The sequence below is a fragment of the Micromonospora sp. ANENR4 genome (assembly GCF_015354395.1).
Taxonomy (GTDB): Bacteria; Actinomycetota; Actinomycetes; order Mycobacteriales; family Micromonosporaceae; genus Micromonospora; species Micromonospora aurantiaca.
The window spans coordinates 157,403-180,818 of sequence record NZ_JADKYQ010000005.1 but is presented as its reverse complement, the minus strand read 5'-3'; the positions used below and the strand labels follow the sequence as shown (position 1 = coordinate 180,818).

Sequence of the window (23,416 nt, the reverse complement as noted above, 5' to 3'; positions counted from 1 at the left end):
CCTGTCCGCCGAACCCGCGCCCCCGCGCCCACGCGCGGCCGGTGCGAGAAAGTGGCCGAGCGTGGCAGCGGAGGACAACAAGAAGTACGGTGCCGAGTCGATCACCGTGCTCGAGGGCCTGGAAGCGGTCCGGAAGCGGCCCGGTATGTACATCGGGTCCACCGGCGAGCGCGGTCTGCACCACCTGGTGTGGGAGGTCGTCGACAACGCGGTGGACGAGGCGCTGGCCGGGCACTGCGACACCATCGACGTGGTGCTGCTGGCCGACGGCGGTGTCCGGGTGACCGACAACGGCCGTGGCTTCCCGGTCGACCTGCACCCCAAGCTGAAGAAGCCGGGTGTCGAGGTCGCCCTGACCGTGCTGCACGCGGGCGGCAAGTTCGACGGCAAGGCGTACGCCGTCTCCGGCGGCCTGCACGGCGTCGGCGTCTCCGTGGTGAACGCGCTGTCCACCCGGATGGCCGTGGAGATCCACAAGGACGGCTTCGTCTGGCGTCAGCAGTACGACCACTCCAAGCCGACGCCGCTGGAGAAGGGCGAGGAGACCGACCGCACCGGTTCGGCCGTCTCCTTCTGGCCCGACCCGGACGTCTTCGAGACCGTCGACTTCGACTTCCACACCATCTACCGGCGCCTCCAGGAGATGGCCTTCCTCACCCGGGGTCTGACCATCCACCTGCTCGACGAGCGGGTCCCGGAGGACGAGGACGGCAAGACCCGCGAGGTCACCTTCCACTACGAGGGCGGCATCGCCGACTTCGTCCGGCACCTCAACGCCTCCAAGAGCCCGATCCACAAGACGGTGGTCGAGTTCGGGGCCGAGGAGACGGGCATGTCGGTCGAGATCGCCATGCAGTGGAACGAGTCGTACGGCGAGTCGGTCTACACCTTCGCCAACAACATCAACACCCACGAGGGCGGCACCCACGAGGAGGGCTTCCGGGCCGCGCTGACGAGCGTCGTCAACCGCTACGGTGCCGAGAAGAAGCTGCTCAAGGGCGACGAGCGCCTCTCGGGTGAGGACATCCGCGAGGGTCTGGCCGCGATCATCTCGGTCAAGCTCACCGACCCGCAGTTCGAGGGTCAGACCAAGACCAAGCTGGGCAACACCCCGGTAAAGGGCTTCGTGCAGCGGGTCTGCAACGAGTCGCTCGTCGACTGGTTCGACCGCAACCCGGCCGAGGCGAAGATCATCATCCAGAAGGCGTCCCAGGCGGCACGGGCCCGAATCGCCGCCCAGCAGGCGCGCAAGCTCGCCCGGCGCAAGTCGCTGCTGGAGTCCGGCTCGATGCCCGGCAAGCTGGCCGACTGCCAGTCCACCGACCCGCGCGAGTCCGAGGTCTTCATCGTCGAGGGCGACTCGGCCGGCGGCTCGGCCAAGCAGGGCCGCGACCCGCGCGTCCAGGCGATCCTGCCGATCCGCGGCAAGATCCTCAACGTGGAGAAGGCCCGGATCGACCGGGTGCTGAAGAACAACGAGGTGCAGGCGCTGATCACCGCGCTCGGCACCGGCATCCACGACGACTTCGACATCGAGAAGCTGCGCTACCACAAGATCGTGCTGATGGCCGACGCCGACGTCGACGGCCAGCACATCCAGACGCTGCTGCTCACCCTGCTGTTCCGCTTCATGCGGCCGCTGGTCGAGCTGGGCCACGTCTACCTGGCCGCGCCGCCGCTCTACAAGATCAAGTGGAACAAGAAGGGCGACGACGCCCAGTACGCGTACTCGGACCGGGAACGCGATGGCCTGATCGCCCTGCGCCAGCAGAAGAAGCCCAACGCCCGCCCGGACGACATCCAGCGGTTCAAGGGTCTCGGCGAGATGAACTACCCCGAGCTGTGGGAGACCACGATGAACCCGGCCACGCGTACGCTGCGCCAGGTCACGCTCGACGACGCCGCAACCGCGGACGAGTTGTTCAGCGTCCTGATGGGCGAGGACGTCGAGGCTCGCCGGTCGTTCATCCAGCGCAACGCCAAGGACGTGCGGTTCCTGGACATCTGACGGACCCACCCGGGCCGGCCGGGCATCCACCGGTCGGCCCGGGAGTCCACAGAGTTATCCACAGCCTGAACGCTTTCCACAGCCGTTATCCACAGCGAGACCACGACTGAAGAGTCTGATAAGGGTTAACAGTGACCGATACTCCCGAGTCCACCCCGAACGAGCCGGAGACCCCGGAGACACTGGCCGCGGTCGTCCAGCACGACCGGATCGAGCCGGTCGGCCTCGAGGTCGAGATGCAGCGCTCGTACCTCGACTACGCGATGAGCGTCATCGTCGGGCGGGCCCTGCCGGACGTCCGGGACGGGCTCAAGCCGGTCCACCGCAAGATCCTCTACGCCATGTTCGACTCCGGCTACCGTCCGGACCGCGGGTACGTGAAGTGCTCCCGCGTCGTCGGTGACGTGATGGGCCAGTTCCACCCGCACGGCGACTCGGCCATCTACGACGCGCTGGTCCGGATGGCGCAGCCGTGGTCGCTGCGCTACCCGCTGGTCGACGGCAACGGCAACTTCGGCTCGCCCGGAAACGATCCGGCTGCCGCCATGAGATATACAGAATGCAAGCTCGACCCGCTGGCGATGGAGATGCTGCGGGACATCGACGAGGACACCGTCGACCTGCAGGACAACTACGACGGCCGGGCCAAGGAGCCCACCATCCTGCCGTCGCGGATCCCCAACCTGCTGATTAACGGCTCCGAGGGCATCGCGGTCGGCATGGCCACCAAGATCCCGCCGCACAACCTGCGCGAGATCGGCGCGGCGGTGCAGTGGTGCCTGGAGCACCCGGAGGCCGACGAGGCCACCACGCTGGAAGCCCTTCTCGAGATCGTCAAGGGCCCGGACTTCCCGACCCACGGCCTGATCGTCGGTCAGGCGGGCATCCAGGACGCGTACCGGACCGGGCGTGGCTCGATCCGGATGCGCGCCGTGGTCGAGGTCGAGGAGGACAAGCGGGGCCGGCCGGCGCTCGTGGTCAGCGAGCTGCCGTACCAGGTCAACCCGGACAACCTCGCCGAGCGCATCGCCGAGCTGATCAAGGAGGGCAAGCTCGCCGGCATCGCCGACATCCGGGACGAGTCCTCCGGGCGTACCGGCATGCGGATCGTGCTCGTGCTCAAGCGCGACGCGGTCGCCAAGGTGGTGCTGAACAACCTCTACAAGCACACCCAGCTCCAGGAGACGTTCGGCGCCAACATGCTGGCGCTCGTCGACGGCGTGCCGCGCACGCTCAACCTGGCCCAGTTCATCCGCTACTACGTCGAGCACCAGATCGAGGTGATCCGGCGGCGGACCGCGTTCCGGCTGCGCAAGGCCGAGGAGCGGGCACACATCCTGCGCGGTCTGTCAAAGGCGCTGGACGCGCTGGACGAGGTGATCGCCCTGATCCGGCGCTCGCCCACCGTCGAGGACGCCCGGCAGGGTCTGATCCGGTTGCTGGACATCGACGAGGTCCAGGCGACCGCGATCCTGGACATGCAGCTGCGCCGGCTGGCCGCCCTGGAGCGGCAGCGCATCCTGGACGACCTGGCGAAGCTGGAACTGGAGATCGCCGACCTCAAGGACATCCTGGCCAAGCCGGAGCGGCAGCGGCGGATCGTCTCGGAGGAGCTGGGCGAGATCGTCGCGAAGTGGGGCGACGACCGGCGTACCAAGATCGTCCCGTTCGACGGCGAGGTCTCCATGGAGGACCTCATCGCCCGCGAGGACGTGGTGGTGACGATCACGCGCACCGGGTACGCCAAACGGACCAAGGTCGATCTCTACCGGTCGCAGCGGCGCGGCGGGAAGGGCGTCAGCGGGGCGACGCTCCGCCAGGACGACATCGTCAGCCACTTCTTCGTATGCTCTACCCACGACTGGATCCTGTTCTTCACGAACAAGGGTCGGGTCTACCGGGCGAAGGCGTACGAGCTTCCCGAGGCCAGTAGGGTGGCCAAGGGCCAGCACGTGGCCAACCTGCTCGCGTTCCAGCCCGACGAGCAGATCGCGCAGATCATTGAAATCCCGAACTACCAGGTGGCCCCCTACCTGGTACTGGCCACGAAGAACGGCCTGGTGAAGAAGACGCGGCTCGAGGAGTTCGACTCCAACCGTTCCGGCGGCATCATCGCGATCAACCTGCGCGATGAGGACGAACTGGTCGGTGCGGTCCTGGCCGCTCCGGAGGACGACCTGCTGCTCGTGTCGAAGAACGCCCAGGCGATCCGCTTCAACGCCACCGACGAGGCGCTGCGCCCGATGGGCCGGGCCACGTCCGGGGTGATCGGCATGCGCTTCAGCGGCGAGGACGAGTTGCTCGCGGTCGAGGTGGTGCGAGAGGGTCTGGACGTTCTGGTCGCGACGAACGGGGGTTACGCGAAACGTACCCCGATCGAGGAATACCCGGTCCAGGGCCGGGGAGGTAAGGGCGTGCTGACCGCGAAGATCACCGAGCGACGCGGTGGCCTGGTCGGCGCGGTCGTGATCGATCCGGAGGACGAGCTGTTCGCCATCACGAGCAACGGCGGCGTCATCCGGACTCCGGTGAAGCCTGTACGCCGTACGCGTGACCGGAACACAATGGGGGTCAAGCTGATGGACCTCCCGGACGGCGTGACTATCGTGGCGATTGCTCGCAATGCCGACGAGCCTGACGAACAGGACTAGTTGATGACGGAGACACAGGCGAAGTCGGGGAACAAGGGGACCTCGGCCACTCCGGTCGAGGAGGAGGCCGCGCAGGGCGGCACACCAGCGACCGGCCGCGCGGCTGTGGGCCGGGCCACGGTTCCCGCCGACGCGCCTGCCCCGAAGTTCACCCGGGCTCCCGGCATGGCCCCGCCTCCGGACAAGCCGGCCGAGGACTCCGGTTCCCGGGACTCGGCCGAGACCAAGGTCGACGCGCCGACGTCGGCCGACGGTCTGGCCGCCCCGGCCGCCAAGCCCACGAACGCCACGAGCACCCAGCCGATCAAGGCGCCGTCGGCCGCCGGCCGGGCCTCCACCGGTACGACCGGCACGCAGCCGCGGATCGGCGCCGGCCTGGGTACCGCCCCGAAGGCGTCGCCCGACGGCTCGCGCCCGGGCGGCGCCGCGAACGTCCAGTCCCGGCCCGCCAACGGCGGCGGCCTGCCGCCGGGCATCAGCGGCGCGGCGGCAGTCGGCGCCGCGCGCGTGGGTGAGGCGGTACGCGCCGCGCGTACCTCGGTCAGCTCGGCCGCGTCGCGCGGACCGCGACGGGCCCGGCTGAACCTGAAGCGGATCGACCCGTGGTCGGTGATGAAGTTCGCCTTCGCGGTGTCCGTGGTGCTCTTCATCGTGGTCGTCGTGGCGACGTCGGTGCTCTACCTGGCGCTCGACGCGATGGGTGTGTTCAAGAGCGTCAACGACAGCCTGACCGACCTGGTGAACGCCGGTGGCGGCCAGGGCGGCGGTGGCTTCCGGATCACCGCCAAGGGCGTGATCCTGACGTCGTCGCTGATCGGCCTGGTGAACGTCGTGCTGTTCACCGCGCTGGCGACGCTCAGCGCGTTCGTCTACAACGTCTGCGCCGACCTGGTCGGCGGCATCGAGCTGACGCTCGCCGAGCGGGACTGATCGACCGGCGCCGGGGCACCGCGTAAAGCGGTCGCCCCGGCGTCGTACGTCCGGGTAGGTTCGAGATGGCGCGGGCGCTTCCACTACGCACCCCCGATTTGGGCGCGGTGGAGGCGATGGGTTAACCTAGCTCGTCGCTACGCGGGGCTATAGCTCAGTCGGTTAGAGCGCAGAGCTGATAACTCTGAGGTCGCTGGTTCGATTCCAGCTAGCCCCACCGCACATCGTCCGACGACAGTCGAGCGCGAGGGGTCAAGCACATGTTCAAGAAGCTCCTGATCCTGGCCGGCATCGTCGGTGTGGCCGCCGTCGTGGCCAAGAAGGTCAAGGCCTCGAACGACGAGCGCGCCCTGTGGCACGAGGCGACCACGGCGCCCGACCTGCGCTGACGCCGTCACGGGGCCCTAGCTCAACTGGCAGAGCACTGCCTTTGCAAGGCAGGGGTTAGGGGTTCGAGTCCCCTGGGCTCCACCACATCATTTCGCCTGATTACCAGCGGCTGTTTCGAGTGCCGCCTGGGCGGTCGGCTTCCATCGATCAGCGAAAGCCTCGGCGAACCGTTCATGATCTGATCGGCGTTGCACCCGGCCGACCTTCCGGCTGCGGTGTTGGAGCACGTGATGTCCGAGCTCGTGCAGCAGTACGTCGAACCGCATGAAGTCCCGCAACGCTACGGCCTCCGATAACGGTTGCTCGTAGAGGACGATCTCGCCTGGCACTCGGGTCCTGCCGTAGACGACGAATCCGGGCCGGAAGTCCTCGGTCTGCCGCAGCTCGAGAGCGCGCAACCCGTACCACGCCCAGGACCCGAGGGCCTCCAGCACGTCGCGAACGTCTTGTCCGCTCGCCGGGTGCGCGAACCCGGGCCGCGGTGCGTGAACGTGGATCCGCACCCGGTCGAGCCGGGGTGCCCGCCGGAGTGCCTGGCGGGAGCGGGGATCTGTTCGGAGGCTTCGGCTCACAGCGGCCATGCTCGGCGGGCGGCACTACCTACGACAACGGGTTTCTCCGTGGAGCAACTCGATGATGCCGGCGGGGTAGAGCGGACTCCTGGCGTCGAAGCTGTCCAGCGGTCGCCACATCACCTTGGTGCCCGCGTCGTCGCGTATCTCACCGAAGTCGATGCCCGCACCCAAGGGGCCGGTAGAGCGTCTGATCCTTGGTGGAGTCGTGGTACTCGAACACGAGCATGTCCTCACGGCGCCGGGGTACGGCCAGGGCAACCGGGCGGATCGACGGCACCCGTGGAGGTTATCGAAGTCTTTCGCGTCAGGGCGTCACGTACTGCCGGCGGGGGAACAGGCGTGCGAGGCGCGGCAGGCGTTGCGCGATCTCGGTGAGGCTGTCGCTGTCCCACGGCTGATCGTTCGGTTCCGGGTCGGCGTACGCGCGGTGACCTCGGGCGTCCAGCGCTTCGTGGAGCCCGTCACTCTGGCCGGGGGCGCGTCCGTACGCGTCGGCCGCGACGTAGGCGAGTTCCTCCCACTGTGGCCATTCCGCGTCTGCCCACTCGTCGTGACTGCGGCCGGCGAGCACACGAACGGCGGGCAGGTCGGCGAGGTTGTCCGGGTTCTGGGTGACGTGATGCCACAGGCGCTGCCCCTGGCCGATCAGCCACGGTTGGAAGTACCAGAACGTGTCGCTGCTGCAGAGGCCGTCCAGGATCTGGTTCGCCGCACCCCACATGGCGTACGTGTCGATCGGGCGGCGGGCGGCTTCCAGGTTGAGCTGGAAGTCCGCGATGTGTGCGAGGGAGAGCCGGCTGAGGTGGTGGGTCAACCAGGTCAGCCGGTAGTCCGGGTCGGTCGTCTCCTCGGCTGACCGCTCCAGGAGCGTCCAGAACTCCGCCTCGTCCACGGCGAGGACGGTAACGGAGGCGGTGCCCTACCGCTCGGTACAGAAAGTGACCTTGATCATGGACCGATCGGTACAGAAGTCTGTTACGGTCGTTGCAGAACCGAGCGGTACAAAAATTCGCTCCAGCGATCGGCCCGGGGAACGGGGCCGGCATCAACAGATGAGGAATACCGATCATGAGCTCCACCGCGACGGATGCAGGCATGTCCACCCAGGAACTGCGGGACTTCTACCTGCGGTACGTCGAGCTGGCCAACAAGCGGGAGTTCACCCGCATGGCCGACTTCGCCCACGAGGAAGTCATCATGAACGGCACCCCGGTCAAGATGGCGGACATGGTGGCGGAGTTCTACAAGCACGTGGAGGCGGTGCCGGACCTCCACTGGGAGATCCAGGACGTCGTCGTCGAAGGCGATCGGATCGCGGCCCGGCTCGTCGACACGGGTACCCCGGTCAAGGAGTGGAACGGCCTGACCCCCACCGGCAAGTCGGTGGCGTTCACGGAGACCGCCTTCTACCGGGTCCAGGACGGCAAGTTCAAGTTCATGTCGTACCTGATGGACACCGACTCGGTGCGGCGGCAGCTCGCCGGCTGACGGGGGATCCGGAAAACGCGGCGCGCCCAGCCCGATGAGGCATCGAGCTGGGCGCGCCCAGGGGAACTATGCGACGAAGCGGGAACGACGTCGGCGTCCGATGACGTAGCCGACACCGCCGAGGAGCAGAAGCGCCCCGCCGACGCCGGCCACGGTCGCGGTGTCGGCGCCGGTCACCGGCAGCCCGCCGCCCTCGCCGCCCTCGCCGCCACCGGGCGCGCCGAGGCTGGCGGAGGGAGTGACGGGCGGTACGACTGTCGACGTGGCGCTGGGCGTCGCGGTCGGCGTGGTCGTGGGCTGAGACGGCGTCGGAGTCGCCGTCGGCTGGGACGCGCAGTCGAGCGCGCGAGCCTCGTACAGGCCGATGTTCAGGTAGGCGAGGTAGACCTCGACGGACGGGTCGTCGAGCACCTTCTGCGCGGCGGCCCGCACGTTGGGGCCGGCGCCCGTCATCGTCTGGCCGATCCTGACGCGCAGAGCCGTCGCCCAGCGATTCTCCAGGTTCTTGAGGTATGCGCGAAGGTCGTCAGAGGTGCCCTTCAGTCGCTCCTCGATCTCGCTCGGCAGAACGGGCAGCGATTCGGCCTGCGCTTCGTCCAGAATCCGGTAGGCCAGCAGCCGCAGCTCGGAAACGGGGGCGCTGTCGAGGTCGATTGTGACAAGTTCGCGGAAGTCCTTGTACACCTCGCGTTCGACAGTCTGGCAGGACTCGTTGAGCCCGGGCGCTGCGGTTTGCGCCGCCGCCGGCGCCACCGGAATCAAAAAGGCCAGCGCCACCAGGGCACCGGCCGGAATCTTCCATTGCATGTGGACTTTCCTCCCCGTGGAGATCAAAACATGCAGATGTTACCGGCGTCGGTCCGAAAAGCAAGGGGCATTGATTGCGCTAACGACGCAGTCGATCAACTACCTCTTCTATCGATGCCACCCGGTTTGCCAGTGGGCCCGCCGGCACGTCGGCGAGGTCGAATCCGGCCTCGCGATAGGTCAGCTCGTGAATCCGTTCGAAGACGAGTGACTCCTTGAAGCTGATCCGACGCGCGGCCGTCGCCTCGACGAAGCCCTGATTCCGTACGAAGAAGACGGTTCGCTCCGCCGTCATGCGCTCGATCTCATCGAACAGCGCGGGTGGCGGCGTCAGCCCCAGGTGGCGGCACAACGCGAGCGTGCAGACGGGTGAGCGGTCGTGGAACACCACGTCGCCGCCGAACATCTCGGCTCGGCACCGACGCCTCCGCTGGAGATCCAGCACCCACTCGGCGAAGCCCGGCTCACGCCACGGCTCGGGCCGCCCGAGCGCCTGGTGCAGCGCGATCACGTCGGTCGCCGCCTCTTCCACGACGGGGTGGCCGTCGATCTCCAGGTGGCGCAGGATCGCTGTCTTACCGGAGCCGGGAGCGCCGGTGAGGATGTATCCGGGCATGACGTCCTCCGATTGCGGGCAACCCCTTGATAGGCAAGCTGTTACTTGCCTATGGTGGGTGACGTGGGCGATCTGTACCAGGCGCTGGCCGATCCCACCCGCCGCCTGATCCTCGACGAGCTGACCGAGCGCGACGGTCAGACCCTGTTCGAGATCTGCGGCCGGCTGGCCACGAAGCACCAGGTCGGTTCGTCCCGGCAGGCGATCTCCCAGCACCTCGACGTCCTGGAGGCCGCCGGCCTGATCGTCACGCGGCGGCAGGGCCGCTACAAGTTCCACCACCTCGACACCCGCCCGCTGCGGTCCATCACCGAGCGATGGCTCAGGCCCGACGCACCCACCCAGGAGAACCCATGAGAATCAACCTCACCAGCGTGTACGTCGACGACCAGGACAAGGCCCTGCGCTTCTACACCGAGGTGCTGGGCTTCGTGAAGAAGACGGACGTGCCGACCGGCGAGTACCGCTGGCTGACCGTGGTCTCGCCGGACGCCCCGGACGGCGTGGAGCTGCTGCTGGAACCCGACGCGCACCCGGCCGCCAAGGCGTTCAAGGAGGCGCTCGCGGGCGACGGGATCCCGCTGACGCAGTTCGCGGTGGACGACGTGGCCGCCGAGCACGACCGGCTGCGGGGCCTCGGCGTGCTGTTCACCCAGGAGCCGGTCGACATGGGCCCGGTGACCACCGCCGTGTTCGACGACACCTGCGGCAACCTGATCCAGATCGCACAGTACCGGTAGCGGGTCGACAATGGCCGGACCGTGGCGTAACCCGGCGCTTGCCGCCGCGGTGGCTCGCCTGGAGGACGAGATCCGGGACGCCTGGGCGCGGCTGCGCGGTGAGCTGGACGTGGCGCCGGGCTCGCCCGAGGAGAGCGAGCTGGCCTGGCTCGTCGTCGACGACCCCGGAGCGTACGACTGGCGGACCGTGGACGGCGCGGTGGACCGGCTGACCTGTCCCGACTGCGGGGCACGGCTGACCGCCGGACCGGCGACGTGCGAGACGTGCGAGTTCCGCCACCGGATGCGGTTCGGCGCCCGGGAGCGCGACCGCCCGCACGTGCCGCCCGGCAACGAGCACGCGCTGCGCGTCGCCACGGCGGTGACCCGCAGCCGCCACCGCTACTCACCCCGGGCGCGGGTCGGCTACGAGCTGGTCCTGCCGGACCTGCTGGCCGGTGCCCTGCCCACGACTCCCCAGGCCCAGGCCGCCAAGGCGCTCATCAACACGTTGACCGACGACGAGTGCGACCGGGTCGCGAGCCTCGCCGAGGTCGCGGAACTGGCGAGAGGGCGTTGACTCCGCGCGGAACCGCTGGACACGATCGGTCATCCTGGCGGCATGACGGTGTGGCGGCGCCCGTACTCGCTGGACCTGACCACCTCCGGCTTCATGGTCGTGGCGGGGCTGGCGGTCGGCTTCTTCGTGCTCATCGTGTTCGGGTTCCGCAGCGGCAGACTCCTGGAAGGGGAGGCGGTGGTCCTCGGAGTGTGGAACGCCGGCGTCCTCGCCGTCGCGGTCCGCCGCGCGATGCTCGGCGTCTGGGTGAGCCCCGTCGGCGTACGCTCGCGCTCGCTGCTCCGCACGACCACAGTGCCGTGGGCCTCGGTCGTGGAGATCCACAGCGGTACGGCTTCGATAGCGGGTCTGGACATGGGACGCGACGCGATCGTCATCGAGCGGATCGACGGCGAGCCGGTGCAGACGCCGATCCAGTCCGGCGCCATCGTCCGGCCGTTCCGCCTGGAGCTGACCCGGCTGGTCACCTGGCCGGAGCACTACGACGAGATCCTCGCGAACCTGCGGGAGTGCCACCGGAATGCCCGGCCCGCGGAGCAGCGCGGTCCGGCGAGGCCGGCGAGCCCGGCGCCGGATCCGGTCCGCGTCGGCCGTCCGGACCCGCCGGAGCAGATTCGGCGGCCCGCTCCGAGTGCCGCGCAGCGGCGTGACCTCCACGCGTTGACCAGGCAGTACGAGCGTGGGGTGCTGACCGACGCCGAGTACGCGGCCGCGTTGGCGCGTCTGCGCGGTGACGGGTAGGCGTCAGCCGAGCCGGTCGAGCAGCTCGCGGCTGCGGCTCACCACCAGCGCGGTGGCCTCGGCGTCGTACGAGGGCAGCGAACTGTCGGTGAACAGGTGCCGGTCGCCGGGGTAGACGTACAGCTCGCCGCGTTCGGGACCGACGATCGACACCAGCTCGCGCGCGGCGTCCACGTCGCCTTCGAGCCCGAAGAACGGGTCCTGTTCCATGCCGTGCACCTGCACCGCCACCCCGTCGGGCCAGGGGCCGATCGCCCACTCGCCGGTCACCGGCAGGCAGGCCTCGTAGAGCAGGGCGGCCCGGGCGCCGGCCCGGGTCTGGGCGAGCCGCTGGGCGATGGCGGCGCCCCAGGAGACGCCCGCGTAGACGAGGCCGGCGGGCAGGCCGGCGACGTACGCGTCGGCGCGCTGGTCGAGGACGTCGCCGCCGATCCGCTTGATCAGCGCGGCGCCGTCGGAGATGGTGGCCGGCCGTTCGCCGTCGAAGAAGTCGGGGACGTGGACGGTGTGCCCACCGGACCGCAGCGCGTCGGCGAGCGCGCGGACGCCGTCCGTGAGCCCTTGAATGTGGTGGAAGAGCACGATCTCGGCCATCACTACACTCCTGAGTTGTCAGACCAGAGTTATCGAACGAACCAGAATCTTAGAACGGTCGAGAAATGTCGGTCAATGAGCGAATCCCGGACTACGACCTCGACGACCTGCTCGTGGTCACCGCTCCGGGGCAGTTGCGCGCGCTCGCCGACCCGCTGCGGAGCACGCTGCTCGAACTGCTGCTGGAGCGCGCCGCCACCGTGAACGAGATGGCCCGCGCGGTCGACCGGCCGAAGAGCAGCGTGGCGTACCACGTGAACCAACTGGTGGACGCCGGTCTGCTGCGCGTGGTGCGGACCCGCCGCGTACGCGCCATCGAGGAGCGGTTCTACGGGCGGGTGGCCCGCACCTACTACGTCGGCGCGCTCAGCCGGGCCGAGGACAAACAGGTGGTGTCCCGGATCAACGGGCTCGCCGAGGCGGCAGCCGAAGCGGCTGCCGCACACGCCGCCGACGAGCTGCGGTGCACCCTCGTGCACGCGCGCATCCCGATCGAGGACGTCCGCGAGTTCTGGGCGGAGGTGCAGGCGCTGGCCCGGCGGTTCGCGCAGATCCCCCGCGCCGGCGACCAGGTGTACGGCTTCGCCGCCGGCCTCTACCCCACCGACGCGCCCACGCTCCCCGACACGGACCCCGCCACCGACAGGCGCGACTGACGGCCCCGCCACGCGACGGCAGGGTCTTGCCGGTGCGGCGAACCGGGCAGGCTAGCGTCGGAAGCGTGAGCACCGGATCCCCGCGCGTCCTGCCGGCCGAGCGCGGCATCGACGAGGCAGCCGCCGTCCTGCGCGTCGGCGGGCTGGTCGCCTTCCCCACCGAGACGGTCTACGGGCTGGGCGCCAACGCGCTCGACGCCCGGGCCGCCGCGCGGATCTTCGAGGCGAAGGCCCGGCCCAGCTTCGACCCGCTGATCAGCCACCTGGCCGACGCCGCCGACCTGGCCGCGCTGGTGGGCGAGGTACCCGCGGTGGTGGCCGAGCTGGCGAAGCGGTTCTGGCCGGGCCCGCTCACCCTGATCGTGGACCGCCCGGAGATCATCCCGCCGATCGTCACCTCCGGCCTGGACACGATGGCGGTACGCGTACCGGACGAGCCGTCGGCGCGGGCGCTGATCGCGGCGGCGGGCGTGCCGGTGGCGGCGCCGAGCGCGAACCGGTTCGGCCAGCTCAGCCCCACCCGGGCCGAGCACGTGGTGGCCGGGCTGGGCGGCGCCGTGGACGTGGTGCTCGACGGCGGGCCCACCCGGTGCGGCATCGAGTCGACGATCGTGGACGCGCGCGGCGACCGGCCGGTGGTGCTGCGGCTGGGCGCGCTGCCGGTGGAGGCGATCATCGAGGCGGTCGGCCCGGTCGAGGTGCGCCAGGGCAGCTCCGGTCAGCCGGTCGCGCCCGGGACGCTCGCCGCGCACTACGCGCCGCGTACCCCGTTGCGGTTGGGCGCGGCGGCCGAGCCCGGCGGCGGCCGACGGGGATTCCTGGCCTTCCGGGAGCCACCGGCGGACGGCGACTGGGCCGCGGTGGAGGTGCTGTCGCCCGACGGCGACGTGACGGCGGCGGCGGCGCGCCTGTTCGACGCGCTGCACCGGCTCGACGCAGCAGGGGTGACCGAGATCGTCGCCGAGCCGGTGCCGGAGACCGGCGTGGGCCGCGCGATAAACGACAGGCTGCGGCGGGCCGCCGCCACCTGGCACTAAGAACCGGGCTGCGGCAGGCGGTCGACCAGCTTGGTCAGCGCGCCGTTGGCGAACGTCGCGCCGAGCGCCGAGCCGGTGGCGATGGTCCAGCCCACCGGGCCGAGCGGGGTGCAGCCGAAGAAGTGGCTGACACCGGGCGTCTGCACCACCGCCACGAGCACGCCCACCGACGCGGCGGTGGCGGCGAGCACGCTGGGGCTGGTGCCGCCGGCCAGCACGGTCTGCCCGAGCTGGGTGCCGATCAGCGAGGCGAGCGCGACGGTGCTGGCGCGCCGCTGGGTTCCGGTCCACCTGGCGATCGTCCAACCGGCGGTCGCGCCCAGCGTGGTCGCCGCCGCGCGCAGCCCGATCTCCCGGGTCATGGTGACGCCGAGCGAGGAGTCCGGGCCTTCCCGCAGCAGGTGGTCGGCGCTGTCGTCGGCGGGCGGGCGGACCGCGATGGCGAGCGCCGGTGCCAGGTCGGTGAGCAGGTTGACCAGCAGGAGTTGCCGGCCCCCCAGGGCGGACCGGCCGGTCGCGGCGGCGCTGAGCACGCTGAACGCGATCTCGCCGAGGTTGCCGCCGACCAGGATGCTCAGCGCGTGCCGCACGGACGACCACATGGCGCGTCCCTCGACCAGCGTGGCGATGATCGTCTCCAGCCGGTCGTCGGTGACCACCAGGTCGGCGGCGGCGCGGGCGGCGGGAGTGCCCCGCTGACCGAGCGCGATGCCGACGTCTGCCAGCCGGATCGCCGGCGCGTCGTTCGCGCCGTCACCGGTCATCGCGACGGTGCGGTCCTGGCGCTGCAACGCCTGGATGATCCGTACCTTGTGCGCGGGCGTGCAGCGCGCCACCACGTCGGTGGCCATCAGGCGCTCGGCGAGCGCGGCGTCGTCCAGCCGGTCCAGGTCGGTGGCGGTGACGACGCGCTGACCGCCGTCGTCCGGGCTGATCGTGGCGGCGATCGCCTCGGCCGTGGCCGGATGGTCGCCGGTGATCATGACGGTGTGCACGCCCGCGGCCCGGATCCGGGCCACCGCCGGCCGGGCGCTGTCCCGCACCCCGTCGGCTAGCGTCAGGAAACCCACGAAGACAAGCCCGTTCACCTGCTCGTCGCTGACCTGCTCGGTGGAGACCCGGCACTCGGCCACGGCGAGGATTCGGTGCCCGGCACCGGCCCGCCCGGCCAGCATGGCCTGCACCTCCTCGCGCCCAGCCTCATCGAGCGGCCGGTCCCCCTCGGCGGTGCGCCGGGACGCACAGCGCGGCAGCACCGACTCGGGGGCGCCCTTCACGCTCAGCAGCAGCCCGCCGGTGCCACGGCCGACTGTGGCGCTGTAGCCCCGGGACGGCTCGAACGGCAGCCCGGCCGTGGCGGTCCACTCCGGCGCGCCGGTCCGCTCGGTCACCCCGGCGGCGTCGGCGCCGTGGCGTACCGCCCGGTCGGTCTGCTGCGGCAACTCGTCCGGGTCGTCCGCGGCCGGGGTGGCCCGCACGGCGGCGGCCAGCGTCGACCGGAGCGGCTCGTCCAGTTCGTCCAGCACGGCGTACCGGCCGTCACCGGTACCCACCCCCGCCAGCAGCAACTTCCCCTCGGTGAGCGTGCCGGTCTTGTCGAAGCAGAGCACGTCGACCCGGCCCAGTGCCTCGATGGTCCGGGGGTTGCGGACCAGGGCGCCGTGCTCGGCCAGCCGCCGCGCCGCCGCCAGCTGCGCGGCACTGACCAGGAACGGCAACCCCTCCGGCACCGACGCCACGGCCAGGTTCGCGGCGGTCGCCGCCGTCTCGGCAAGGGGTACGCCCCGAAGCAGCCCCGCCCCGGCGACAGCGATCGCCGAGGCGGCCGCCAGCGGTACGGCGCTGCTCGTCAGCTTGCCGAGCCGCGCCTCCACGCCACTGGCCGGCGGGGCCTGCCGGGCCATCGCGAGACTCCGCCCGGCCTCGGTCTCCGCGCCGGTCGCCACCACCACGGCGGTGCCGTGCCCGGCGGCCACTGTGGTGCCCTCGAACAGCATCGAGTGCCGTTCGGCGACGGCCGCCGCCACCACCGGTTCCGGGCTCTTCGCCACCGGCAGCGACTCGCCGGTCAACGACGACTCGTCCGCCTCCAGCCCGTCGCTCGTCAGCACCCGGCAGTCGGCCGGTACGGCGTCCCCGGAGCTGACCGTGATCACGTCGCCGCGTACCAGTTCCTCGGCGGGCACCACCCGCTCGGCGCCGTCGCGCAGCACCCGGGCGGTGACCGCCGAGCGGGACAGCAGCTCGGCCAGGGAGCGTTCGGTGTTGCGCTGGTGCACCGCCCCGACCAGCGCGGACCCGCCCACCACACCGCCGACCAGTGCCGCGTCGACGAGCGAGCCGAACGCGGCGGAGAGCACCGCACCGGCGGCCAGCACCGGGGTGAGCGGGTTGGACAGCTCCTCCACGAACGCGCGCAGCAGCCCGGCCGGGCCGTGCTCGTCGCCGACCTCGACGCGCCGGCGGCGGGCCGCCTCCTCCTCGGCCAGCCCGGACGGGCCGGTGGCGAGCTGGTCCAGGACGGTCTGCGCCGGCATCAGGTGCCAGGCGGTGAGCGCGGGCATCGGTGCGCCGGTCCGGTCCGGCAGCCGGTGCGCCCGGACCACGCCGTGCGCGAACGCGAGCGCCGCCGCGCCGTTCACCGCCGCCAGGGTCGGGCGGGGCAGCCGCCGCCGGTCGGCGGTGAACGCGGCGAGTGCGCCGAGCCCGCTGCCGGCCATCGAGATCCGGACATTCTGCTCGGTCATCCGGCGGGCCACCCCGGCGGCGTCGACGAGCAGGGCCGGTACCCGCAGGTCGTCACCGACCAGCAGGTGCGCGCCCCACGGCGGCAGGTCGTCCGGGCCGTACACGCCGAGACCGCAGTCCGAGGCGGCCAGCGCCGACCGCTCACCGGAGACCACCATCACCACCGCGCCCTCGCGTTGCAGGTCGTGCACCGCGTCGGCGAGCCGGGCCCCACCGGGTACGAGCAGGTCGGCGAAGTCGTACCGGCCGTCGTCCGCGCCGCCGACCACGAGCCGCAGTCCCGCCTGCCGGGCGGCCGACGCCAGCGCGTCCACGCCCGGCGCGGGCTCCGGCTCGACCCTCAGGACGGCGGCGAGCCGGCCGTTCTCGGCGAGCCCGAGCAGCCGTCCACCGTCGGCGCGCAGCCGGGCGCTGTCCGGGGTGTCACCGGGATCGTCGGCGCCGAGGCGGTCCAGCGGGCCGATCCGCCAGCCCTCGGCGGCGCGTACCGCGTCCGGCTCGGCCGGGTCGAACAACGCGAACGCCCGGGCGGCGACCTGCCCGGTGTCGGCGTCGGCCAGCGGCGCGAGGTCGGCCAGGACGCCCCGGTCCGAGCCGAGCACCGCCGCGTCGAGCACCAGGGTGTCGATCCGGTCCAGCTCCCGCAGCACACTGCGGTCCATCGCGATCACGCCGCGCCGGGCGAGCATCCGGCCGAGCTGGGCGCCGTACCCCTCGCGGCCGGAACCGGGCGCCTTCGGCAGCGACGACAGCGCCAGCGCGGCGGCCCGCTTCGGTCCCAGCACCGGCAGCGCCGCCGCCCCGGCGACCGCGCCGGCCGGGAGCACCCGCTTGGCGTACCGCTCGGGCTGGCCGTCGGGCACCGGGCAGGGCCGCTCGCCGTCGGGCACCCGGGCCACAGCCCGCTCCGGGTCACCGGTCAGGTGCGGTTCGGCTCGCCGCCACGCGGCCAGTTGCGCGGCGCCCTCGCCCCACTGCACCACGCGCTGCGCGCCGTCGAGCACGATGCCGGCCCAGCCGCCGGTGAGACCCTGCACCACGGCCTCGGCCAGCGGGAACAGCACCTCCGCGCGCGGGTCGGCGCGGATGCCCAGGCCGGCCAGCGCGTGCAGCTTCGGGTGCAGGTCGACGGCGCCGAGCAGCCCGGCCACCTCGGCCGGGATGGGGGTGAGCGGCAGGACCCGGGTAGCAGCGGAGATGCTCAACCCGAGCACGTCGGACAGCAGCGCGCCGAACGTCCGCGCGGTACGCGGTCCGTCCTCGGGCGGCTGCGGCGGCTCGATCTCCGGGTCCGGCTCGTACGGGCAGGTCTGCTCCACGCGCGCCACAGTGGCGATCAGGTCGCGCAGCTTCGGCGCCGGATCCCCGGTCGCCACCACCACCCGGCCCGACGGCGCGTTGACCCGCGCCCAGGTCACGCCCGGCATCGACTCCAGCGCCGCCTCGACGTGGCGGGCCAGCCGGTCGCCGCCGTCCTGGCAGACGCCGTGCACCTCGATGTGGTGGCGGCCGTCCTGCGACCACACGCGGCGGCTGGTCAGCCCGGTGAGTCGGGCCAGCCGGGCCGCCGCCGTACCGACGCTGCCCGCCACCTCGCTGACCCGGGCCGGCACGGCATCAGTGGGCAGGGCCGAACCGACGGTACGCGCGACACGCGCGGCGGTCTCCGGCACGACAGTCGGAGACAGCAGGAGGCCGGCGAACCGTCCCAGCGCCATCTCGCCTCCCGGTCTCGTCCCGGCGGCCCGACTTCCCGGCGCGGCGTCCGTCATGCCACCCCGACGGCAGAAGTTTCCGGGCATCACCCCGCTGTTCCCGCCGGACGAGACGCGCGCCACAGTTGACCTCAACCGGGGGTGAGGTCCGAGGCTGAACGCCATGACCAGCACCACCGCCGTTCCGGCTGACCCACCCGTCGACCTCTGGTCTCCGCGCCTGCGGGCGATGACGGTGGGCAGTGTCGCCCTGGTGTCCCTGCTCGCGTTCGAGGCGCTGGCGGTGGGCACCGCCATGCCGACAGTGGCGCGCAGCCTCGACGGGCTCGGCCTGTACGCGCTGGCGTTCGGCGGCTCGTTCGCCTCCGGCGTGGTGGCGATGGTCGCCTCGGGCATCTGGTGCGACGCGCGCGGGCCGCGCCCGGCCCTGTGGCACGGGGTCGTCTGGTTCGTCGCCGGGCTGGTGGTGGCCGGTGCCGCCACGACGATGGAGGTGCTGGTCGTCGGGCGGGTGGTGCAGGGCTTCGGCTCCGGACTGGTCTCGGTGGCGCTCTACGTGGTCGTCGGTCAGGCGTACCCGGAGCAGTTGCGGCGCCGGATCTTCGCCGCGTTCGCCGCGGCCTGGGTGGTGCCGTCGCTGGTCGGCCCGGCGCTGGCCGGACTGATCGTGGAACATCTGGGCTGGCGGTGGGTGTTCCTCGCGGTGCCGGCGGTGGCGATCCCGGCGGCGTTGCTGGTCCAGCCGGGTCTGCGGGCGCTGACCGCCACCGTGGCGACCCGCCCGCCGGCGGGTGCCCTGGCCCGGATCGGCTGGGCCTGCGGGGCGGGGGCGAGCGCCGCACTGCTGCACTACGGGGGGCAGCAGCGCGGCGTGCTCGCCGGCGCCCTGATCGCCGGGGCGCTGGCCGGGCTGTTCGTCTGCGTGCCACACCTGCTGCCGGCCGGGTTCCTGCGCGCGGCGCGGGGGCTGCCGACGGTGATCGGCCTGCGCGCGCTGGCGTCGGCGGCGTTCGTGGCCGCCGAGGTGGTGATCCCGCTGATGCTGTCCCGGGAGCGCGGCTTCTCGCCCACCGGCGCCGGCCTGGTGCTGACCGTGGGGGCGCTGTCCTGGTCGGTGGGCTCGTGGATCCAGGGGCGGATCGGCTCACCCCGTTCGGCGGCCACGCTGCCCCGGGCCGGGCTGGCCTGCATCACCATCGGTACGGCGGGCGTCGCGTCGGCGCTGGTGCCCGGACTGCCGGTGCTGCCGGCGGTGTTCTCCTGGGCCGTGGCCGGGCTCGGCATGGGCCTGCTCTATCCGTCGCTGTCGGTGCTCACGCTGGAGCAGTCCGCCCCGGCCGAGCAGGGCCGCAACAGTTCGGCGCTGCAACTGGGCGACTCGCTCGCCGCCGCGACAGTGCTGGCGCTCACCGGCGCGGTACTGGCCGCCGGCGCGTCCCCCGGCCCGGCCGGCTTCGCGACCACGCTGGCGGTGGCAGCCGCCTGCGGCCTGCTGGGCCTGCTGCTGGCCGGCCGGGTGGTGCCACGCCCTGTCGGCTGAGCGGCATAGGCTCTGCCGTCCGTCACGTTCGGTGATGCCGCCGATCGAAGGCATCACCGGAGATCGGTATGACTCCTGGTCATATTTATGACTCAGAGGTATGTCGATCGAGGTGGATGTTGTTCGCGTGGACCTCACGCATCGTCACGGGCGAGCCGAATCCGCCCTCCGCCGTCCTCCTCGTGCCGCAGGATCGGTGTGATCACGGCGACCCGCCGCGCGGTCACGATCCGCGCCCGGCCCCCGTCCTTGGGAATGCAGCCGGACGAATCGGCTACGGCGCGAACCCACTGCGGCGTCGGTGGAGTCGGCAGGAACTACGCGCACGGCGGTTGCGGTGTGAGCGGGAGGAGTGACGATGCGGGTGCTGGTGACCGGGGCGACCGGGCGGCTCGGACGGGTGGCGGTGCCCCGGCTGCGGGACGAGGGCTTCACGCTGCGCGCGATGAGCCGCGGGCCGCGTACCGGGGACGGGGTCGAGTGGGTGACCGCCGACCTGGCCACCGGCGCCGGGCTGGCGGAGGCGGTCGCCGGGGTGGACGCGGTGCTGCACCTGGCCTCGTCGCCGCGGCGGCGCACCCACGACATCGACGTGCTCGGCACCCGCCGGCTCGCGGTGGCCGCGGGTCACGCCGGGGTGCGTCACCTGGTCTTCGTTTCGATCGTCGGCGTCGACCGGGTGCCGCTGGGCTACTACCGGCACAAGCTCGCGGCCGAGCAGGTGGTGGCCGCCGGGCCGGTGCCGTGGAGCGTGTTGCGGGCGACCCAGTTCCCGGAGTTCCTGGACGGGCTGCTGCGCGGCGCGAGCCGGCTCGGCCCGGTGATCGGGGACCGGGCGGTGCTCGCCCAGCCGGTCGACCCGGTCGACGTCGCGGACCGGCTCGCGGTGCTGCTGCTGGCCGGGCCGTCGCACCGGGTGGAGGACTTCGGCGGACCGGAGGTGCTGCGCTACGACGACGCGGCCCGCGCCTGGCTGGCGGCCCGGCGGGTACGCCGTCCGCTGCTGCCGGTCCGGATCCCGGGCCGGCTCGGGCGGGAGCTGCGGGCGGGTGGTCTCACCACGACCGCCACGCCGACCGGCGTGCGGACCTGGGCCGACCACCTCGCTGACACGTACGGGGGAACCGGCGGAAGATGAGAAACGGTCGGGTCCGCACCGGCCTACGGTGACCGCATGCTGGTCTTCGTCGCCACCGTGGTCCTGTACGTCTTCGGTTTCGTCTTCCTCTACGGCGTGATCCGGGTCGGCGTCCGGCACGGCATCGAGGACGCCGAGGCGAACCGTCCCGAGGTGCTCCGCCGCCGGCAGCTCACCACGACCGAGAGCCGGGACTTCGCGCAGGAGAACGCGTTCCTCACCAATCCCAACTGAAGGGCGGGAGCGGGGTCCGGCCGGTCGATCCGTCCGACGGGTGCGAGGATCGCGGCATGATGGGGACGCTGAAGACGGAGCCGGCCCGGACCCGGCTCGACCTGCTGGCCCCGCCGGTCGCCGCGGCCCTGCGGGAGTGGCCGGCCGAGGCCCCGGTGGACGTGGACGACGTACTGGTCGCCCCGATCGACGCCGACCTGGCCGACACCGCCGCGTTCTGCGAGGCGTACGAGGTGGGGCTGGAGGAGTCGGCCAACTGCGTGGTGGTCGCCGGTAAGCGCGGCGGCGAGATCCGGTACGCGGCCTGCGTCGTGCTCGCCACCACCCGCGCCGACGTGAACGGCGTGGTCCGCAAGCTGCTCGACGTGCGCAAGGCGAGCTTCGCGCCGATGGCCGAGGCGGTCGAGTCGAGCGGCATGGAGTACGGCGGGATCACGCCGATCGGCCTGCCGGCGGACTGGCCGATCCTCGTCGACTCGCGGGTGATCGCCACGCCGCACGTCATCATCGGCTCGGGCGTACGGCACAGCAAGATCGCCCTGCCCGGGCCGGCGCTCGGCGCGCTGCCCGGGGCGAGGGTGGTGGAGGACCTGGCCAAGCCGGCCTAGGTCCTCATCCGCATCGATCTTGTTCCACGTGAAACATCAGGCTGCCGCTTCGCGCTGCGCCACCTCGCGCAGCGCGGCGAGCAGCGTCTCCGGCTCCTGGGCGCCGGTGACCGCGTACTTCCCGGCCAGCACGAACGTCGGCACGCTGGAGACGCCGAGCTGGTGCGCGGTGCTCAGGTCGGCGGCGACCTCCCGGCGGCCCAGGTTCGACTCCAGGTACTGCCGCGCCTCGGTCTCGTCCAGTCCGGCCTCGCCGGCCAGCGTGACGAGCGCGTCGATCGAGCCGACGTCGACGCCGTCGTGGAAGTGCGCCCGGTAGAGCCGCTCGACCATCTCGGCGGAGCGCCCGTGCTCGGTGGCGAAGCGCACCAGGCGGTGCGCGTCGAACGTGTTCGCGGCCACCGCCCGGTCGAACCGCAGGTCGAGGCCCGCGCCCGCGGCGACGCCGGTGACGTGCGCGGCCATGCCCTCGGCCTTGTCCCGCCCGCCGAACTTGTCGCCGAGCGCCTCCAGCAGCGGCTTCGGCTCGGTGACCGGCGTCGGGTCCAGCTGGAACGGCCGGAACCGGACGTTCACCTCGCCGTCGTACGACTCCAGCGCCTGTTCCAGCCGGCGCTTGCCGATCCAGCACCAGGGGCAGACCACGTCGGCGTAGATCTCGATGTCCATGACCAGCGACAACCCGCAGGTCAGGAGATCTGTTCCCGGACCTGGCGCTTGAGCCGGGCCAGGATGGCGGTGCCGCCGCGTACGCGCAGCGGGCTGATCGCCTGCGCCAGGCCCATCCGCTGGTAGAGGTCGTCCGGTACGGCCAGCACCTCCTCGGCGCTCGCCCCGGTCAGCCCTTCGGCGAGGATGCCGGCGAACGCCCGGGTGGTGGGTGCCTCCGGCGGGCAGTCGAAGACGGTGCTCACGGTCTTGTCCGCGTTCACCTCGGCGCGCAGGAAGAACGCGGTCTGGCACTCGGGGACCTGCTCCAGCTCCTCCCGGTTCACGCCTTCGGGCAGGGGCGGGATCACGTCGGCGAACTCCAGCAGCATCTCCAGGACGACGTCGCGGGGCGCGGCGGCGAACTCGTCGACGATCTCGGCCAGCTTGGTCGGCATCTCGGGCATGGGTCGAGGCTATCCGTCGCCCAGCTCCACCACCCGGCGGTGCCGGGCGGGGCCCCGCGTCACGCGAGCGGGGCCCGCCCGTCACACGTTCGGTGCGGCCTCGCTGATGTCGCTGAGCGCCGACTGGGGGTCGAGCTGCATGGCGAGGTCACCGAGGGAGACGATGCCGACGAGCTTGCGCTCGTTGTCGCACACGAGCACCCGGCGGATGTTGCGTTCTCGCATCAGCGCCGCCGCCTCGTTCGCCGTGCAGTGTTGCTCGATCATCACCACCTCGCGGGTGATGATCGAACCGATCGTGGTGGTGCCGGGGTCGGCGCGCTCGGCCACCGCCCGGACCACGATGTCGCGGTCGGTCAGCATGCCGGCGAGCGTGGCGCCGTCGGTCACCACGACGTCGCCGATGTCCGACTCCTTCATCACCCGGGCCGCCTCGTCCAACGGGGTCTCCGCCGGGAGGTAGACCACCTGTCTGGTCATGACGTCACTGACGCGGAACATGAGAGCCTCCGAACGCTTCGGTCGA

At 71.7% G+C, this 23,416-nt stretch carries 24 protein-coding genes and 2 tRNA genes; 17 read left to right on the top strand and 9 right to left on the bottom strand.

Annotation, left to right across the window (positions count from 1 at the left end):
- Positions 1–61 precede the first annotated feature (61 nt).
- The 6 genes from gyrB to IRY44_RS10720 all read left to right on the top strand — a co-directional run bounded on the left by gyrB (position 62) and on the right by IRY44_RS10720 (position 6,063).
- The gene (gene gyrB, locus IRY44_RS10740) at positions 62–2,008 is read left to right on the top strand and encodes a DNA topoisomerase (ATP-hydrolyzing) subunit B (RefSeq protein ID WP_120572508.1); all 1,947 of its coding nucleotides are present in this window, start codon (positions 62–64) and stop codon (positions 2,006–2,008) included.
- A 131-nt stretch (positions 2,009–2,139) separates the two neighbouring features.
- Positions 2,140–4,659, top strand: a complete 2,520-nt coding sequence (gene gyrA, locus IRY44_RS10735) for a DNA gyrase subunit A (RefSeq protein ID WP_064448044.1) — start codon at positions 2,140–2,142, stop codon at positions 4,657–4,659.
- 3 nt (positions 4,660–4,662) lie between these two features.
- Entirely contained in the window at positions 4,663–5,589 is a 927-nt protein-coding gene (locus IRY44_RS10730) for a DUF3566 domain-containing protein (RefSeq protein ID WP_194800278.1), read from the top strand.
- A 143-nt stretch (positions 5,590–5,732) separates the two neighbouring features.
- Positions 5,733–5,806, top strand: a tRNA-Ile gene (locus IRY44_RS10725).
- A 43-nt stretch (positions 5,807–5,849) separates the two neighbouring features.
- Positions 5,850–5,978: a DLW-39 family protein gene (locus IRY44_RS30670; RefSeq protein WP_013283222.1), complete on the top strand. Its 129-nt coding sequence runs from the start codon at positions 5,850–5,852 to the stop codon at positions 5,976–5,978.
- A gap of 9 nt (positions 5,979–5,987) precedes the next feature.
- Positions 5,988–6,063 (top strand) — tRNA-Ala (locus IRY44_RS10720).
- A gap of 2 nt (positions 6,064–6,065) precedes the next feature.
- Here IRY44_RS10720 and IRY44_RS10715 read toward each other — a convergent pair.
- Positions 6,066–6,413, bottom strand: coding sequence for an ImmA/IrrE family metallo-endopeptidase (locus IRY44_RS10715; protein ID WP_194800277.1), 348 nt, complete (start codon positions 6,411–6,413; stop codon positions 6,066–6,068).
- 445 nt (positions 6,414–6,858) lie between these two features.
- The gene (locus IRY44_RS10710; protein ID WP_194800276.1) at positions 6,859–7,446 is read right to left on the bottom strand and encodes a DUF4240 domain-containing protein; all 588 of its coding nucleotides are present in this window, start codon (positions 7,444–7,446) and stop codon (positions 6,859–6,861) included.
- A gap of 203 nt (positions 7,447–7,649) precedes the next feature.
- On the opposite strand from IRY44_RS10710, the gene IRY44_RS10705 reads away from it, so the two are divergent.
- The gene (locus tag IRY44_RS10705; protein ID WP_194800275.1) at positions 7,650–8,042 is read left to right on the top strand and encodes an ester cyclase; all 393 of its coding nucleotides are present in this window, start codon (positions 7,650–7,652) and stop codon (positions 8,040–8,042) included.
- 66 nt (positions 8,043–8,108) lie between these two features.
- Here IRY44_RS10705 and IRY44_RS10700 read toward each other — a convergent pair whose 3' ends face one another.
- Complete coding sequence (locus IRY44_RS10700) at positions 8,109–8,849, bottom strand: LPXTG cell wall anchor domain-containing protein (protein WP_194800274.1); 741 nt, start codon at positions 8,847–8,849, stop codon at positions 8,109–8,111.
- Positions 8,850–8,928: 79 nt separating this feature from the next.
- On the bottom strand, positions 8,929–9,465 hold the full coding sequence (locus IRY44_RS10695; RefSeq protein WP_194800273.1) for an AAA family ATPase: 537 nt from the start codon (positions 9,463–9,465) through the stop codon (positions 8,929–8,931).
- Between the two features lie 51 nt (positions 9,466–9,516).
- On the opposite strand from IRY44_RS10695, the gene IRY44_RS10690 reads away from it, so the two are divergent.
- Genes IRY44_RS10690 through IRY44_RS10675 form a run of 4 tightly spaced genes read left to right on the top strand, consistent with a single transcriptional unit; the run spans position 9,517 to position 11,505 of the window.
- Positions 9,517–9,822 carry a helix-turn-helix transcriptional regulator gene (locus tag IRY44_RS10690; protein WP_194800272.1) on the top strand — a complete coding sequence of 102 codons (306 nt, stop codon included), beginning with the start codon at positions 9,517–9,519 and terminating at the stop codon, positions 9,820–9,822.
- Entirely contained in the window at positions 9,819–10,205 is a 387-nt protein-coding gene (locus IRY44_RS10685; RefSeq protein WP_013283243.1) for a VOC family protein, read from the top strand. Before IRY44_RS10690 ends, IRY44_RS10685 begins: the two co-directional genes overlap by 4 nt.
- A gap of 10 nt (positions 10,206–10,215) precedes the next feature.
- Positions 10,216–10,764 (top strand): hypothetical protein, encoded by a 549-nt coding sequence (locus IRY44_RS10680; protein ID WP_194800271.1) that lies wholly within the window; start codon positions 10,216–10,218, stop codon positions 10,762–10,764.
- A gap of 42 nt (positions 10,765–10,806) precedes the next feature.
- Positions 10,807–11,505, top strand: a complete 699-nt coding sequence (locus tag IRY44_RS10675; protein ID WP_194800270.1) for a PH domain-containing protein — start codon at positions 10,807–10,809, stop codon at positions 11,503–11,505.
- A gap of 3 nt (positions 11,506–11,508) precedes the next feature.
- On the opposite strand, the gene IRY44_RS10670 is transcribed toward IRY44_RS10675, so the two are convergent.
- A complete protein-coding gene (locus IRY44_RS10670) occupies positions 11,509–12,099 on the bottom strand; it encodes a dienelactone hydrolase family protein (RefSeq protein ID WP_194800269.1) in 591 nt (196 codons plus the stop codon).
- A 65-nt stretch (positions 12,100–12,164) separates the two neighbouring features.
- Here IRY44_RS10670 and IRY44_RS10665 point away from each other — a divergent pair, with 65 nt between their 5' ends.
- Together IRY44_RS10665 and IRY44_RS10660 are read left to right on the top strand one after the other, a co-directional pair.
- Positions 12,165–12,755, top strand: coding sequence for a helix-turn-helix domain-containing protein (locus IRY44_RS10665; protein ID WP_194800268.1), 591 nt, complete (start codon positions 12,165–12,167; stop codon positions 12,753–12,755).
- An 89-nt stretch (positions 12,756–12,844) separates the two neighbouring features.
- On the top strand, positions 12,845–13,792 hold the full coding sequence (locus tag IRY44_RS10660) for an L-threonylcarbamoyladenylate synthase (protein WP_194800428.1): 948 nt from the start codon (positions 12,845–12,847) through the stop codon (positions 13,790–13,792).
- Here IRY44_RS10660 and IRY44_RS10655 read toward each other — a convergent pair.
- Entirely contained in the window at positions 13,789–18,258 is a 4,470-nt protein-coding gene (locus tag IRY44_RS10655) for an HAD-IC family P-type ATPase (RefSeq protein ID WP_194800267.1), read from the bottom strand. The two genes, IRY44_RS10660 and IRY44_RS10655, sit on opposite strands and share 4 nt — an antisense overlap.
- Before the next feature lie 160 nt (positions 18,259–18,418).
- On the opposite strand from IRY44_RS10655, the gene IRY44_RS10650 reads away from it, so the two are divergent.
- From IRY44_RS10650 to IRY44_RS10635, 4 genes are all read left to right on the top strand, one after another.
- Complete coding sequence (locus tag IRY44_RS10650; RefSeq protein ID WP_194800266.1) at positions 18,419–19,795, top strand: MFS transporter; 1,377 nt, start codon at positions 18,419–18,421, stop codon at positions 19,793–19,795.
- A gap of 358 nt (positions 19,796–20,153) precedes the next feature.
- Positions 20,154–20,933, top strand: a complete 780-nt coding sequence (locus tag IRY44_RS10645) for an SDR family oxidoreductase (protein ID WP_194800265.1) — start codon at positions 20,154–20,156, stop codon at positions 20,931–20,933.
- A gap of 36 nt (positions 20,934–20,969) precedes the next feature.
- Positions 20,970–21,167, top strand: coding sequence for a hypothetical protein (locus IRY44_RS10640; protein WP_013283252.1), 198 nt, complete (start codon positions 20,970–20,972; stop codon positions 21,165–21,167).
- A 59-nt stretch (positions 21,168–21,226) separates the two neighbouring features.
- The gene (locus tag IRY44_RS10635) at positions 21,227–21,775 is read left to right on the top strand and encodes a YbaK/EbsC family protein (protein WP_194800427.1); all 549 of its coding nucleotides are present in this window, start codon (positions 21,227–21,229) and stop codon (positions 21,773–21,775) included.
- Positions 21,776–21,811: 36 nt separating this feature from the next.
- Here IRY44_RS10635 and IRY44_RS10630 read toward each other — a convergent pair whose 3' ends face one another.
- From IRY44_RS10630 to IRY44_RS10620, 3 genes are all read right to left on the bottom strand, one after another.
- The gene (locus tag IRY44_RS10630) at positions 21,812–22,444 is read right to left on the bottom strand and encodes a DsbA family protein (RefSeq protein WP_013283254.1); all 633 of its coding nucleotides are present in this window, start codon (positions 22,442–22,444) and stop codon (positions 21,812–21,814) included.
- A gap of 20 nt (positions 22,445–22,464) precedes the next feature.
- On the bottom strand, positions 22,465–22,890 hold the full coding sequence (locus IRY44_RS10625; RefSeq protein WP_194800264.1) for a SufE family protein: 426 nt from the start codon (positions 22,888–22,890) through the stop codon (positions 22,465–22,467).
- Between the two features lie 81 nt (positions 22,891–22,971).
- The gene (locus tag IRY44_RS10620; RefSeq protein ID WP_194800263.1) at positions 22,972–23,391 is read right to left on the bottom strand and encodes a CBS domain-containing protein; all 420 of its coding nucleotides are present in this window, start codon (positions 23,389–23,391) and stop codon (positions 22,972–22,974) included.
- Positions 23,392–23,416: the final 25 nt, after the last annotated feature.